Here is a 13933-nt window from a genome sequence, read left to right on the forward strand (position 1 = left end):
CCATGCATAGTCAATTGTTTAATTGTAATACACACATGTAATGCTTTGTTACATCTTCAAACGCCTTGTAAACACTTTATTGCGTATTATTGCCTTGTCACCAAATATATGAAGGAATGCCTTGTGGCTACTAAAAAACAAATTTTATTACCTGTCGCAGTTTTAGCTGCCGGAATTGCACTGGCAATTGGCCTTTCAGCAATGAAAACGCCACCAGAAGAAAAACCAGAGCAAGACACTCGCCCACTTGTTGCTGCGCAAAACGTAAACATTGATGCCATTACGCTTGATGTAAAATCGTACGGCGTTGTAAAACCTAAAGACCGTACAGAGCTTGTTGCGCAAGTAAGCGGGCAAGTTATTTCAGTAGCCGAACAATTTGTTGAAGGCGCGTTTGTTAAGCAAGGCGATATTTTAGCACGAATTGATCCAAATGATTACGAAGCCGACTTAATTGAAGCCCAAGCAGGCCTTGCACAAGCAAGTTCAGCACTTGAAATTGAGCGCGCACAAGCCCATGTTGCTAAAGCTGAATGGGAACGTATTAAATCAGACTCAAACGATGCCATTGCATCTGAGCTTTATTTACGTAAACCACAACTTGCCGAAAAAATGGCAAATTTTAAATCTGCTCAAGCCCGTGTAAAACGCACTAAACGTAACTTAGAACGTACCTACATTAGAGCCCCATATGATGCCATTATTAACGAGCGCACTATTAGCTTAGGCTCTGTAGTAAGTGCAGGCAGTAAGTTTGGTGAGCTTAGCGCGACCTCGGTTGCAGAGGTACGTTTACCGGTTGCAGATAAAGAGCTGCAATACTTAAATAATGGCGGTATAGGTGCATTGGTTACACTTAATGCAGAATTTGCCGGTAGGCAAACTACCTGGCAAGCCAAGGTTGTACGTAGCGAAGGTGTTGTTGATCAAACTAGCCGTATGAGCTATTTAGTTGCGCAGTTACCTACCCCGTATGCTGATAACGCTAAGCCACTGCGTTTTGGCTCATACATTAACGCCACCATAAAAGGCCGCGCGCTTGATAACGCGATTATAGTGCCGCACCATTTAGTTAAAAATAACAAAATTGCTATTTTAAACGACAATCACACCCTTAGCTTTAAAACGCTTAATATTGTACGTGAGCAAAATGGCATGGTAATAGCCGACCAAGGGTTAAATAATGGCGAGCAACTTATTACCTCTGCCCTTGAATACCCAACAGAAGGCATGGCGGTTAAGCTAGAAGGCACTGAGCCTAAAAGCGATGTTACTCAATTAGCACTTAAAGAGGATACGCCATGAATACCTCAGAAAAAGGCTTAATTGCATGGTTTGCACGTAACCCTGTTGCGGCAAACCTCATCATGATTTTTATACTTATTGGCGGGCTATTAACGGCGCTGACCATTCGTAAACAGGCATTTCCGCAGTTTGAAAGTAACTGGGTGAGTATTCAAGCAGTATACCCAGGCGCCGCCCCGCAAGAGGTTGAAGAAGGCATAACCATAAAAATTGAAGAAAACCTTGAGGGTACCGAAGGTATAAAACGTTTAATTACTTACTCTAACCGAGGTTATGCGCAAGCGTGGGTAGAAATAGAAGAAAAATACGACCTACAAGAAGCCCTAGACGAAATAAAAGCGCAAGTAGACTCTATTAATACCTTTCCTGCGGGGATGGAACGCCCCGTTATTCAACGTGAAAAATTTCAGCAAGAGGTAATGATCCTCGCGCTTTATGGCGACATGAGTTATTACCAGCTAAAAGAGCTAGGTAACGACATAAAAGATGAATTACTCGCGTTACCTGGCGTTAACTTAGTCGATTTTTACAGTGGCCTAGATTACGAAATAGGCATAGAAATAAGCCCCGATAAACTGCGTGAATATGGCCTAACATTTAGAGATGTTTCAAGCGCTGTGCAAAACTTTTCTACCAATATGTCGGCAGGGCAAATTCGCTCTGACACAGGCTATATTTCAATGCGTGTTGAAAAGCAGGCATATCGTGGCGGCGAATTTGCAAAGCTTCCGCTTATAACGCTTGCCGATGGCGCACAAATTAATTTAGGCGATGTAGCGACGATTAACGACGGCTTTGAAGAAGGCCTACTTTACTCTAAATATAATGGTAAAAACTCACTCTCGTTTGAAGTAGATGCCTCAAAAGATCAAGACATAACCGATGTAGCTAAAATTCTTAAAGGCTACATGGCAGAAAAACAGTCAAAACTTCCGCAAGGCGTAAAGCTCTCACCTATTGTTGATTTAACTTACTACCTTGAAGGTCGACTCGATATGATGATCGACAACATGGTATGGGGCGGTATTTTAGTAATGATAGTGCTGGCGCTGTTTTTACCGCTGCGTTTAGCTTTTTGGGTAATGATGGGCTTACCAGTTTCATTTTTAGGTGCTTTTTTGTTTATGCCAATTGGCTTTTTAGACATCACCATAAACATGGTGTCGTTATTTGCCTTCATTATTGTACTTGGGATTGTGGTCGACGATGCCATAGTCGTAGGTGAATCGGCCAGTGCCGAAATAGAAAAACATGGCCATAGCCTTGATAACGTTATTCGTGGTGTTAAGCGCGTAGCGATGCCTGCAACCTTTGGGGTATTAACTACTATTGCAGCGTTTTTACCACAAGCTATGGCATCAGGCCCAGGTGCTGCGTTTTCTAAAGCCATTGGTGTAGTTATTATACTGTGTTTGATTTTCTCGTTAATTGAATCAAAGCTAATATTACCTGCGCATATTGCAGCTATGAACCCGCGTAAACCTAACCCTAAAAACCCATTACATAAACTGCGTAATATAGTTGATAACGGTTTAAAACACTTTGTGCAAAACTACTACACGCCTTTTATAGGCCATTGTATACATTATCGTTATACCGTAATTATTGGCTTTTTATGTATATTAATAGTGAGTGCGGGTATGTTTGCAGGCGGGTTAGTTAAGTTTGTACCTAACCCTAAAATACCGCATGACTTTCCGCGTATTACACTTGAAATGAACCTTGCCTCTTCGGAGCAGGCAACCCTTGAAACCGCCCGTAAAATAGAAGATGTATTACTCAAAGTAGATAAAGAGCTTGAAGAGCAATACGGCCAAAGCATGATACGCGATTTATCGGTAAGCTTACGTGGGCGTACAGAGGCTAATATTATGGCTATTTTAGTAGAGCCACACTTGCGCCCTATCGACACCTTTGAATTAAGCACCCTATGGCGCGAACAAATGCCACCGCTACCAGGTGTTAAAACGCTTAATATTCAAGATAATATTTTTAGTGGCGGACGTGATGACGGCGACGTAAGTTTTAGACTGCAAGGCAAAAATGCCGATGAGTTAAAAGAAGTAGCCGGTAAATTAAAAGCTAAACTACAAAGCATGGAAGGTGTAGGCGATGTAAACGACTCACTGCAAAGTGCCACCGACGAAGTACAGCTAGATTTAAAACCACTAGCCTACAGCATGGGACTTACACTTGCCGACGTTGCATCGCAAGTAAGCTTTAGTTACTACGGATTAGAAGCACAGCGCATTTTACGCGAAGGCGAAGAAATTAAAGTAATGATACGTTACCCAGAAAGCGAGCGTAACTCAATTAGCAACATTCAAAATGCGCGTATTATTACGCCAACCGGTGCAGAAGTGCCGTTAAGCGAAGTAGCCGAAGTTAAGCTTGTTGATGGTGTAAACCGTATACGCCGCGAAAACTCAAACCGTACTGTTAATGTGTGGGCAGCGGTAAATACTGACCAAGTTGAACCATTTGCTATTGCACAAGAAATTCGCGATGCCTATTTACCTTCGCTGCTTAAAAGCTACCCAGGCGTTAAAAGTAATGTGGCTGGGCGCGTACAAGAAGAAATGGACAGCGCCGATGAGCAGTTACGCGACTTTGCTATATCGCTGATGATTATATTTGCGTTATTAGCTATACCGCTTCGCTCTTACTCGCAGCCGCTTATTATTATGTCGGTTATTCCATTTGGTGTAGTAGGTGCAATGTTTGGTCACGTAATATTAGGCATGACCATGAGCGGGCTGTCTATGTTTGGCATTATTGCAGTAGCGGGCATTGTAGTAAACGACTCCCTCGTAATGGTTGATTTTGTAAATAAAGCACGCGCAGAAGGTATGGCTATTAAACAGGCTGTTATGCAAGCCGGTGCAAAGCGCTTTAGAGCTATATTGCTTACTTCAATTACTACATTTATTGGGGTAATGCCAATTATTATGGAAACCAGCTTACAAGCTAAAATAGTTATTCCTATGGCGGTATCGCTGGCCTTTGGTGTGCTTTTTGCCACGGTAATTACCTTAATACTTATACCTTGCCAGTACGTAGCACTAGAAGATGCTAAGCGCCTAACCCGTAAGCTATTTGGTAAATCGCAACCTATAACTGCTCAACCAACACCTACAAATAATTAAAGTTTCTCTCCCAACCATTAAAGCTCGGCCTAATACGCCGAGCTTTTTATTTGCCCTGCATTATTAATAGTTTTTATAAAGTGTTTCAAATAAATTATAGGTAATTATTTTAATAATATCAGCGTATTATGCGCCCTCAATTTAAAGCATCGCTAACGCATTAGAATTTTATTGTTTAGCATTAAGCTCACACCGCAATGGTTTTGAGCCGCTTAACTGTTAAGTGCCCTCCACTTAGCTCTAATAACGAGGGCGTGTTGACCTTTGGCGTTTGAATTTGCAGCAGTATGTTTGGTTTTTAGGCAAGGCAGAGCCTATGAAGTGTGGTTACTCCCCATAAATAGGCGATAACGTAGCATAAATGCCAAACATACGCTGCCCTTTGGGTTCTGCCTAGGGGCGATAAACTCTTTGTTGCCTACATGGATGTAGGTAAGGGGCGTGAGCAGGACGCGGAAGCTTTGCTCGGTTTTTACTTATTCTTACATGGATGTAAGTCATTAGAATAACGCAGGAGCAGTTATCGAGCCCACTAGGTTACAAACCTCGCGCCGCGATTTGATCGCACCTAGATTGAACAAATTTCAATCCGCAAAGATCAACACGCCCTATACACGTAAATTTAAAACACCAAAACATACTGCTATTCGCTAAAAGCGCTATGGCATGTAGTTTATTTATGCACGTTAAGGAACCCTATGTTTGATTTAATAAGCAAACGCAGCGCTAATTTAAAAAATGATGTATTAGCCGGCTTAACCGCTGTGCTTACGCTCATTCCCGAAGCCGTTGCGTTTACCTTTGTAGCGGGAATTGACCCCATGATGGGTCTTTATGGCTCGTTTTTTGTTGGCTTTATTACCGCCGTGTTTGGCGGCCGCCCTGGTATGATCTCGGGTGCGGCGGGCTCCATGGCTGTAGTCACTACCGCCTTTATTATTATGTTTGGGCTGGAATACTTGTTGGCGGCCGTGGTATTAACCGGTGTGCTGCAAGTTGTGTTTGGCGCTTTTAAAATGGGCAAGTTTATAAGGCTACTACCTCACCCCGTAATGCTTGGCTTTGTAAACGGCTTAGCCATAGTAATTGGTATGGCGCAATTTGGCCAATTTAAAGAAAACGTTCGTGTTGTATACGATAAGCAACACGATATGTTTACCTACGCGGGCGATTGGATGCAGCTAAGCAGCCCAGCCATGCTTACCATGATGGGGTTAATAGCGTTAACCATGGCCATTGTGTATTTTTTACCACGCTATACCAAAGCAATTCCTGCGCCCCTTGCCGCTATTGCCGTATGTACGGCGCTGGTTACATTTACCCCGCTTGAGTCAAAACTTGTTAGCGACGTTGTGTACACGCAGCGTACTTCAATGATTGAAAAAGAAATCATTACTGAAAACTTTGCTGCGGTAAAAAATCAAATTTCTCATGGGCAATACAGCGAAGCTGCGCAAAATATAGCATTAGAGCGCCCAACTGATGCACAAATTATGGCTAAATGGCAAGCTAACGAAGCGCAAAAAGTAGCAGAAGGATTAAAAGAGACTGCCGATCCGCTTGATGGCAGTTTAAAAGGTGCATTACCAAGTTTTCACTTTCCGCAAATTAGCTGGGATTTAACCAATAGCGACTCGCTCGATGCGCTAATTACCGTGTTAATGCTTGCACTTATTTTGTCATCGGTTGGGCTAATTGAAACGCTTATGACCCTTTCGCTTATTGATGAAATAACACAAACCCGCGGGCAAGGTAATCGCGAGTCTGTGGCACAAGGTTCGGGCAATATTTTAAGCGGTTTATTTGGTGGCATGTGCGGCTGCGCCATGATTGGCCAAAGTATGGTGTGTTTAAATTCAGGCGGCCGAGGCCGTGCTGCTGGCATTGCTACCGCTTTATTTATGCTGGTATTTATTTTGTTTTTCCCAAGCTTAATTGAAATGATCCCGGTAGCATCATTAATTGGCGTTATGTTTATGGTGGTTATTGCTACGTTTGAGTGGTCATCTTTGCGCTTATTTGGCCGCGTTCCAAAGTCTGAAATATTTATCATTATTGTGGTATCAACCGTTACCGTATTGCTCGATTTAGCCGTAGCCGTAGGTATAGGTATTGTTATTTCAGCCTTAGTTTATGCGTGGAATTCTGCAAAAGAAATTCGTATTCAATGCAGCGATGAGTCTCAAACGCAAAAAACTTACCAAGTAGCAGGCAACTTATTCTTTGGCTCTATAACCTCGTTTAAAGAAGGGTTTAACCCACATAACGACCCACAAAAAGTGTGTATTGATTTTGCCAATGCCAGAGTGTGCGACCAATCGGGTATTGAAGCTATACATGGTTTAAGCGTACGTTATAAAGCATTAGGTAAAACGTTGTATTTACGTCACTTAAGCCCTGAGTCTGCCCAGTTATTACAAAAAGCCGGTGATTTAGTTGAGGTTAACATTGTTGAAGACCCTAAATACCCTGTAGCCAACGACGCTATGGCGTAACAAGCCAATTAGATAACTTACTTAAAAAGCTCGGAGTTTTCCGAGCTTTTTACTTTAAATCAATTGTTTAAATTATTTTCAGCTGGTAAGTTAGGCCCTTAAATTGACTCCAATACATAAAAGGATGTAACTATGCCACTCATACAAATTATTCTATTTATTGCTTTTGCCGTGTTAACTACAATTGGCTACAAAAAGAATAACCGTAACTTAATGCTATTAGGCGCCATTGCTATATCGTTCGCGTTTGTGGGGCTCGACTTTTTAATAGGCGTAGATGAAGGGTTATCAGACAGGTAAGCTAAAACTCACTCAATAGCTAATTTTATATATAAAGAGATAAACTGCTCGTTTTTTACTCCTAATACGTTATGGTAATAAATAACAATACATAACTAATAATAATGGAAGGAGCAGCCATGAATACCCAGCAATCAGATCATATCCCGCAAGAAGCCTTTGATTGGTACGATGAATACGCCCACGGCTTAATGGACAGACGTACATTTATGAAAAAACTAGGTGGGTTAGCTGCACTTGGTTTTTCAATGAGCGTACTAACCAGTGCCCTGTTACCCAATTATGCGTTTGCAGAGCAAGTATCGTTTAATGATGACGATATTAAAGCCACCTACGAAGAATTTGATTCGCCAAACGGGCATGGTAAAGGCAAAGGTTACTTAGCAGTGCCTAGCAAAATTGAAGGTAAACTGCCGGTTGTATTAGTTATTCACGAAAACCGTGGTTTAAACCCATATATTAAAGATGTAGCAAGGCGCTTAGCCAAAAAAGGCTTTATTGCCTTTGCACCCGACGCACTCTATCCGCTTGGTGGCTACCCAGGCAATGACGATGAAGGCCGCGCCATGCAAAAAACCATGGACAGAGCTAAAATTCAAAACGACTTTGTAGCCGCTGCCCACTTTTTAAAAAATCATTCAAATAGCAACGGCAAGCTAGGGGCTGTAGGTTTTTGTTTTGGTGGTTATATTGTTAATTACTTAGCGGCGGTTGAGAGTGAATTACTCAGCGCGGGCGTACCCTTTTATGGCACCCCTGCCAGTGAGTCACTGCACAAAAATATAAAAGCGCCTTTAATGATTCAATTAGGTGAGCTTGATAAACGCGTTAACGCTACATGGCCTGATTATGAAAAAAGCTTAAAAGCTAATAATGTTGAGTACACTATGCACATGTACGAAGGTGCAAACCATGGTTTTCATAACGACTCTACTGGGCGTTATGATGAGCAAAAAGCAGAACTTGCTTGGCAGCGTACCTTAGCGTTTTTGAATGAAAAGCTAAGTTAATCAGAATATAATGCCACCAGCTTAAAATGGGTGGCGTTATTTAAGTTAATTGACCTAAGCTCTGATTAACTAAGCTTTGGCTAATTAAGCTCTGTAATATGTAAAAGCTCGCCCGAAGGTCCCCACAAATAAACCACTTTCCCCCACGGCTCTTGTTTTATCCCTTCAAAGCGAATATCAAAGTGAGTTAATTTGCAAATAATGTTAAAGGCTTCGTGAATATTTAATACACACACTTGCAGCATTAAATTTTCAGCAAATTCTTGGTTGTAGTAACGCTGTAAAAAGATGCAGCATTCACCTGATGTTGCAATACTTAAATCAGCTGACGCCCGCTGAACATTAAAGCCCAGCGCCTGATAAAAGTCACACGATTGCTGATAATTTTTACATGGCACAAACACTCTAATATCATCAACTTGCATTATTAGTCCTTAATTAGTCAAGCACGGTTTTATCAATAATCCCTTTTGCAATAAGGGCTTTTAAAATACCTGCGCTTTTTTCTCTAAATGCATCGCGAAGTAAGCGCACGGCTGGAGTGATTGACTGCCTGCTTGGGCATACTAGCCAAAGCTCTGTAGGTGTAGGTTTAAAATTTGCCATAACGTTTACAACATTACCGGCAAGTAAGTCGTTAGACATATCTAAGCAGGATTTAACTGCAAGCCCTTTGCCCGATACACACCAGCGCCTTACTAAATCACCATCGTTAGTTGCGTGGCCTCCGTGCAATTTTACTTTAAACTCTTCCCTGGCATCGCTAAATACCCATACATCTTTAATTATATCTTGCAGTTGATAAAACAGCCCTTTATGTTCAGTTAAATCATGTGGATGAGCAGGTGTGCCGTGTATATCAAGGTAGCTTTGTGCTGCGCATAAAATACGCGGTACGTCGCAAATTTTAAAACCGTACATGCTGGCATCGTTAGGTTTACCATAACGCAGTGCAATGTCGACCGAGTCACGATAAAAGTCGATATTACTGTCGCTAATATTGGCGCGAAGGCTTAACTGAGTGTGAGTTTGCATGAACTCGTCAAGCCATGGGATCACAATGTTGCGCCCTAAATCAGAAGAAAGCGCAATACGCAGCTCGCCATCAATTATATCGTCATCGCTTTTAAGTGTATTTTTGGCTTGTTCAAGCATCGCTATTGCTTGTTGGCATTGTGGAATGTAACGCTCGCCGGCTGCAGAAAGCCTTAAATGACGAGTGGTGCGTATAAATAATTCAAAACCTAAAGCCTGCTCTACCCTTTTTACAGCAGCACTTGCTGTGGCGGTGCGCATATCTAAATTTGATGCTGCAGCAGTAATACTTTTAAACTCTGCCACTTTTAAAATTACCTGTAAGTCTTCTAAAAGCATTGTGTATTAACCCATTATCAACTTAATAATTTAATTATTATTTTTGGCAAAATTAAGCGCTTTAGGTTTGCTTACAGTGTATTGAGCAACCAAAAAGTGATTTATTGTCTATTTATATTTGACAATGCTTAGCTATTGCGCGGTTTATCAATATAAAGGCAAATATTACACTGTACCCATCAGCTAGTCACTAGCCACTATTTATTAAATTAGGACAATCTTTAGTAACGCTCTATTAGCTTGCTTGCTCTCAACGGGGCTTAAAACCACTTCGTTTATTAAACGCTTTTAACTATATGTGTATTAGTAAACCCAGCTTTTGGGCATTAGCAGTATGTTTTTAAAGCAAGCGCTCGCCCACCAATTAACCAATATTTTTTGATAAAGATTCAATCATTACCCTGTTTATTGCACGAAAACTCTCACCTATTATTCACCTCAACACAGCGAAGTCATTCAGGCTATTTAAATCGCTTTACTTTATTTTTTAGCATAACGGGTATCACAGTATGAAACGATTAAAAACCACCTTAGCAATAGCAACCGTGTCATTAGCCGTAAGTGCTTTTTCAAGCGCCTATGCAGCAGAGGTTGGCCCCCTTGAAACAGTGACTACGTTTAATAAATATCGCGGCGCTGGTATAACTATAACACCTGCAGGACGAATGATTGTAAGCATGCACCCGCTTGATGCACCAAAAACGCGCGTAGTTGAAATTATGGCAAACGGTGCTCAACAACCTTTCCCTACTGAAGATTGGGCAGACGGCCCCGAGCTTGGCAAAGTAGGCCTTGCAGCCGTAATTGGCGTGCATAATGACAGCAAAGGTGTGGTGTGGATTTTAGACATGGGCAGCGAACAAGTAGCCCCAAAACTCATTGCCTAGGACAGCGTTGCTAATACCTTAGTTAATACTATTGAATTAAATAAAGACGCCGTACTTGCTAACTCATTTTTACAAGACTTTGTAATTGATGAGCGTAACGACAAAATTTACATTGCCGATATGTCATTCGGTAACTTTATAGGTGCAACCAAACCTGCGTTTATTGTTGTTGATTTAAAAACTGGCGAATCAATGCGCGTACTTGAGGGCAATGCTAAGCTAATGCCAGAGGAACGAGACATTGTTATTGAAGCCTCTCCTGTTGCGTCTAAATCAGCAAAAGGTGAAACAACAAACCTGCGTTTTGGTTTAAATCCAATTACCATTGATGATAAAAATGAATGGGTATACTTTGGCGCATTTACAGGCACACACGTTTACCGTATTCCGGCAAAAACCCTCGCCAATAGCACGTATTCAGATGCTAAAAAAGCAAAAAGCATTGAAGTATTTGGCCCTAAAAACCCAAGCGATGGCATGACCTACGCCCCAGGTGGCGGTATTTTAGTAACCGACCTTGAAAACAATGCCATTGGCTTAACCACTAAAGGCCACTACGAAATAATTGTTCAAGATAAACGATTATCATGGCCTGATAGCCTAGCAGTAAGCAACGGTTGGATTTACGTAACACAAGATCAGCTCCACCAGCACCCTGCATTTAGCCAAGGCTATGGTAATGCAAAACCACCTTACGTATTAACGCGTTTTCGCTTTAATCAGTAAAAGAGTGACTAGCGAGCCAGTTTTTGTACTGGCTCGTTAAAAGTTTTTACCAGCGAAATATTTTAAACATATTTGCTCTAGTTCAACTTAATTACTGGTATTCAAATAAGGCAGACCCTATGAGTAAACCAATTTTAAAAATGGGCGTAACCGATTTATCGTTTCATCATGTTACGGCCTCTTTAGTGAGCCATGTTTTAACTGATATGGGCTTTAACGTTGAGCGTGTTTATGCGCCGCATCAAGATAACTTTAAAAACCTTAAATCGGGCGATGTAGATTTACTTGCCTCAGCGTGGCTTCCTTCAAGCCACGGTATTTACAAAGCCGATGTAGAGCAAGTTATGCCACTCGTTGAGCTTGGCTTACATTATGAGCCTTATGCACACTGGGGCGTACCAGATTATGTACCACAAAGTGCAGTAAACGAAATTAGTGATTTGCTAAAGCCAGATGTGCTTGCAAAAATGCAAAAAACGATTCAGGGCATTAATGCCGGTGCTGGTATTACCCGTTTTTCTATTAATATGATGAAAGAATATGGGCTGACGAGCGCGGGATATGAGTTTTTAACCGGCACAGAGCATGACTGTTTTAGCGCGTTTGAAAACGCCGTTGCCACCCAAACCTGGTGCATAGTGCCGTTATGGAAGCCACAATTTTTGCATTACAAGCACACAATACGTGAGCTTAAAGAACCACAAGGGTTACTAGGCGTTGTTGATAGAGCTGTTTTACTCCTACGAGAAGATAAACAAGCGCTGTTTAACCAAGCACAGTTAAACACCCTTGATAAATTACGCTTTTCAAATGAGATCATTGCCGAGCTTGACTATAAAGTATGCAAAAACTTACAACCCCTCGATGACGTAACGCGTAATTGGCTTAATAACAATCCAATTAGATAGTAATTTGTGCTTTGTTTTTTTAAAAAAGGCTCAATATAAACAACATTCGGCTTAGTTAGCCACTTAACGGAGATAACCATGACCCATCCAATTATTAATGATTTAGAAAAACGTTATACAACTAAACGCTACACAACCCAGCGTATTCCTCAAGATGACTTAGATGTAATTTACGAAGCTATGCGTCTTTCTCCATCCTCTATTAACTCGCAGCCGTGGAAATTTATTGTTATTGAATCTGACGAAGCTAAAGAGCGTATGCACTCTACGTTTGCTAATAAATTCCAATTTAACCAGCCGCATATTAAAACTGCATCGCACGTTATTTTATTTGCTTACAACCCTAAATATAAACGTGATGACTACGCACAAGTAATTGATGCAGATATTAAAAATGGCCGTACACAAAGTGAAAACCGCGAACAAGCATTTGGCGCGTTTGCCTTTGTTGATATGAATACCGATGAGCAAGGTAACAATGCAATGTGGACCAAAGCGCAAACTTACATTGCCCTGGGTAACACTATGCACGCTGCAGCCCGTTTAGGTATTGATTCAACGCCAATGGAAGGTGTAGATGCACAGCTTATTGGTGAAGTGTTTGAACACGAGCTGGATGGCTATATTTGTGATGTAGCGTTAGTACTTGGCTACCATGATGATACTGAAGATTATAACGCTAAGTTACCTAAATCTCGCTTAGCAAAAGAGCAAGTTATTCAGGTTTTATAAAACCCATTAAAAAAGCTTAGCGCTAAAGAGTGCTAAGCTTTTATATTCATTTTATTTTTTAGCAATAGCTTGCAGTACCGATGCTAAACCTGTGTGATATGTACCCTCCAGCACTTCTCGCTTTAATTCTTCTAAATGCAAAAAGCTAAGCTCGATTAAGTCATCTTGTAAATCGCTTTTTGAGGTTTTAGTATCGACACTTGGGCCGCCTCCGGTATTATAATTTACTTGCTCAGGCGTATAGGCCTCAAGTAAAAACACCCCACCTGGCTTTAAACCTTTAACAGCGCGCTTATATACTGCTGAGCGTACCGCGCTCGGTAAAGGGCAATAAATAGACACTACCGCATCCCATTTCTCTTTCCCAAAATCAAACTTAGCTAAATCGGCGTGTATAAGCTCAATGTTTACGTTGTGCTCTTTGGCAAGCTTTGCCGCTTTTTCAAGCCCTACTTTTGAGCCATCAACCGCAGTAACGCGATAACCCATTTTTGCCAAAAATACCGCATTTCGCCCCTCGCCTTCGGCTAAGCTTATAACATTTCCTTTAGGTAATTGCTTATAGTGATCGGCTAAAAAATCGTTTGGCTGTTTGCCATAAGCGTATTGCTGAGTGTTATAGCGTTCATCCCACATAATTTCTCCTGAGCTAAATTTGTTTACACAAGCATGTATAAAATACGCTTTAGTTGCTTAATAATTCCACGAATAACATGGGGAGTAAATACGTAACAAGATTAAATAAAAAAGACCAGTGACGGGATCACTGGCCTAAAAAACAATACGAAGGGAGTCGCATTGGTTGTAAAAACTGCTGTTTACTTAACTAATGGCACACCTGACTCAAGTGCCTGATTATGCATCCACTGGTTTAATTGCTCTGGCCAAGTAATGGTTGGCTCGCAATATAAGCCGCGTAAAATAGAGTAATAAATTGCGCTATCAAGCAAACTTAATGACGTTTTACCTGCTACATATTTAACACGCGCACAAAAAGGACAATGAGAGTAACTGTATAGTTTCATATTTAATTAAAGTCTAAAGCGGGTT

General features: G+C 41.3%; 12 protein-coding genes and 1 pseudogene. 9 read left to right on the forward strand and 4 right to left on the reverse strand.

Annotated features, from left to right (window positions below; all coding sequences use genetic code 11):
• The first annotated feature begins 123 nt into the window (after positions 1-123).
• The 5 genes from QUE46_RS09985 to QUE46_RS10005 all read left to right on the forward strand — a co-directional run bounded on the left by QUE46_RS09985 (position 124) and on the right by QUE46_RS10005 (position 8256).
• Positions 124-1305 carry an efflux RND transporter periplasmic adaptor subunit gene (locus QUE46_RS09985; RefSeq protein ID WP_286244661.1) on the forward strand — a complete coding sequence of 394 codons (1182 nt, stop codon included), beginning with the start codon at positions 124-126 and terminating at the stop codon, positions 1303-1305.
• On the forward strand, positions 1302-4451 hold the full coding sequence (locus QUE46_RS09990) for an efflux RND transporter permease subunit (protein ID WP_286244662.1): 3150 nt from the start codon (positions 1302-1304) through the stop codon (positions 4449-4451). The genes QUE46_RS09985 and QUE46_RS09990 overlap by 4 nt, the downstream gene beginning before the upstream one ends.
• Positions 4452-5149: 698 nt before the next feature.
• Positions 5150-6946 carry a SulP family inorganic anion transporter gene (locus tag QUE46_RS09995; protein ID WP_286244663.1) on the forward strand — a complete coding sequence of 599 codons (1797 nt, stop codon included), beginning with the start codon at positions 5150-5152 and terminating at the stop codon, positions 6944-6946.
• A 132-nt stretch (positions 6947-7078) separates the two neighbouring features.
• Entirely contained in the window at positions 7079-7246 is a 168-nt protein-coding gene (locus QUE46_RS10000; RefSeq protein ID WP_286244664.1) for a hypothetical protein, read from the forward strand.
• 119 nt (positions 7247-7365) lie between these two features.
• Entirely contained in the window at positions 7366-8256 is an 891-nt protein-coding gene (locus QUE46_RS10005; RefSeq protein ID WP_286244665.1) for a dienelactone hydrolase family protein, read from the forward strand.
• Positions 8257-8336: 80 nt separating this feature from the next.
• Here QUE46_RS10005 and QUE46_RS10010 read toward each other — a convergent pair whose 3' ends face one another.
• Positions 8337-8681, reverse strand: a complete 345-nt coding sequence (locus QUE46_RS10010) for a lactoylglutathione lyase (RefSeq protein ID WP_286244666.1) — start codon at positions 8679-8681, stop codon at positions 8337-8339.
• Positions 8682-8694: 13 nt separating this feature from the next.
• Positions 8695-9630: a LysR family transcriptional regulator gene (locus QUE46_RS10015; protein ID WP_286244667.1), complete on the reverse strand. Its 936-nt coding sequence runs from the start codon at positions 9628-9630 to the stop codon at positions 8695-8697.
• A 509-nt stretch (positions 9631-10139) separates the two neighbouring features.
• Between QUE46_RS10015 and QUE46_RS10020 the strand changes: the two genes are divergently transcribed.
• The 4 genes and pseudogenes from QUE46_RS10020 to QUE46_RS10035 all read left to right on the forward strand — a co-directional run bounded on the left by QUE46_RS10020 (position 10140) and on the right by QUE46_RS10035 (position 12883).
• Positions 10140-10517, forward strand: coding sequence for a hypothetical protein (locus QUE46_RS10020; RefSeq protein WP_286244668.1), 378 nt, complete (start codon positions 10140-10142; stop codon positions 10515-10517).
• 21 nt (positions 10518-10538) lie between these two features.
• Positions 10539-11243: pseudogene (locus QUE46_RS10025) on the forward strand (L-dopachrome tautomerase-related protein); the annotation flags it as partial.
• 119 nt (positions 11244-11362) lie between these two features.
• Positions 11363-12151: a glycine betaine ABC transporter substrate-binding protein gene (locus QUE46_RS10030; RefSeq protein ID WP_286244669.1), complete on the forward strand. Its 789-nt coding sequence runs from the start codon at positions 11363-11365 to the stop codon at positions 12149-12151.
• Positions 12152-12229: 78 nt separating this feature from the next.
• Positions 12230-12883 carry a nitroreductase family protein gene (locus QUE46_RS10035; RefSeq protein WP_286244670.1) on the forward strand — a complete coding sequence of 218 codons (654 nt, stop codon included), beginning with the start codon at positions 12230-12232 and terminating at the stop codon, positions 12881-12883.
• A 51-nt stretch (positions 12884-12934) separates the two neighbouring features.
• Here QUE46_RS10035 and QUE46_RS10040 read toward each other — a convergent pair whose 3' ends face one another.
• On the reverse strand, positions 12935-13519 hold the full coding sequence (locus QUE46_RS10040; RefSeq protein WP_286244671.1) for a bifunctional 2-polyprenyl-6-hydroxyphenol methylase/3-demethylubiquinol 3-O-methyltransferase UbiG: 585 nt from the start codon (positions 13517-13519) through the stop codon (positions 12935-12937).
• A gap of 182 nt (positions 13520-13701) precedes the next feature.
• The gene (locus QUE46_RS10045; RefSeq protein ID WP_286244672.1) at positions 13702-13908 is read right to left on the reverse strand and encodes a hypothetical protein; all 207 of its coding nucleotides are present in this window, start codon (positions 13906-13908) and stop codon (positions 13702-13704) included.
• Positions 13909-13933: the final 25 nt, after the last annotated feature.

Origin of the sequence: Pseudoalteromonas sp. MM1, from assembly GCF_030296835.1 — a bacterium.
Taxonomy (GTDB): Bacteria; Pseudomonadota; Gammaproteobacteria; order Enterobacterales; family Alteromonadaceae; genus Pseudoalteromonas.

Coding starts and splice junctions, on each gene's coding strand:
- QUE46_RS10040 (WP_286244671.1), bottom strand. CDS start 13,519: ATGTGGGATGAACGCTATAACACTCAGCAATACGCTTATGGCAAACAG.
- QUE46_RS10035 (WP_286244670.1), top strand. CDS start 12,230: ATGACCCATCCAATTATTAATGATTTAGAAAAACGTTATACAACTAAA.
- QUE46_RS10000 (WP_286244664.1), top strand. CDS start 7,079: ATGCCACTCATACAAATTATTCTATTTATTGCTTTTGCCGTGTTAACT.
- QUE46_RS10005 (WP_286244665.1), top strand. CDS start 7,366: ATGAATACCCAGCAATCAGATCATATCCCGCAAGAAGCCTTTGATTGG.
- QUE46_RS09995 (WP_286244663.1), top strand. CDS start 5,150: ATGTTTGATTTAATAAGCAAACGCAGCGCTAATTTAAAAAATGATGTA.
- QUE46_RS10010 (WP_286244666.1), bottom strand. CDS start 8,681: ATGCAAGTTGATGATATTAGAGTGTTTGTGCCATGTAAAAATTATCAG.
- QUE46_RS10020 (WP_286244668.1), top strand. CDS start 10,140: ATGAAACGATTAAAAACCACCTTAGCAATAGCAACCGTGTCATTAGCC.
- QUE46_RS09990 (WP_286244662.1), top strand. CDS start 1,302: ATGAATACCTCAGAAAAAGGCTTAATTGCATGGTTTGCACGTAACCCT.
- QUE46_RS10015 (WP_286244667.1), bottom strand. CDS start 9,630: ATGCTTTTAGAAGACTTACAGGTAATTTTAAAAGTGGCAGAGTTTAAA.
- QUE46_RS10045 (WP_286244672.1), bottom strand. CDS start 13,908: ATGAAACTATACAGTTACTCTCATTGTCCTTTTTGTGCGCGTGTTAAA.
- QUE46_RS10030 (WP_286244669.1), top strand. CDS start 11,363: ATGAGTAAACCAATTTTAAAAATGGGCGTAACCGATTTATCGTTTCAT.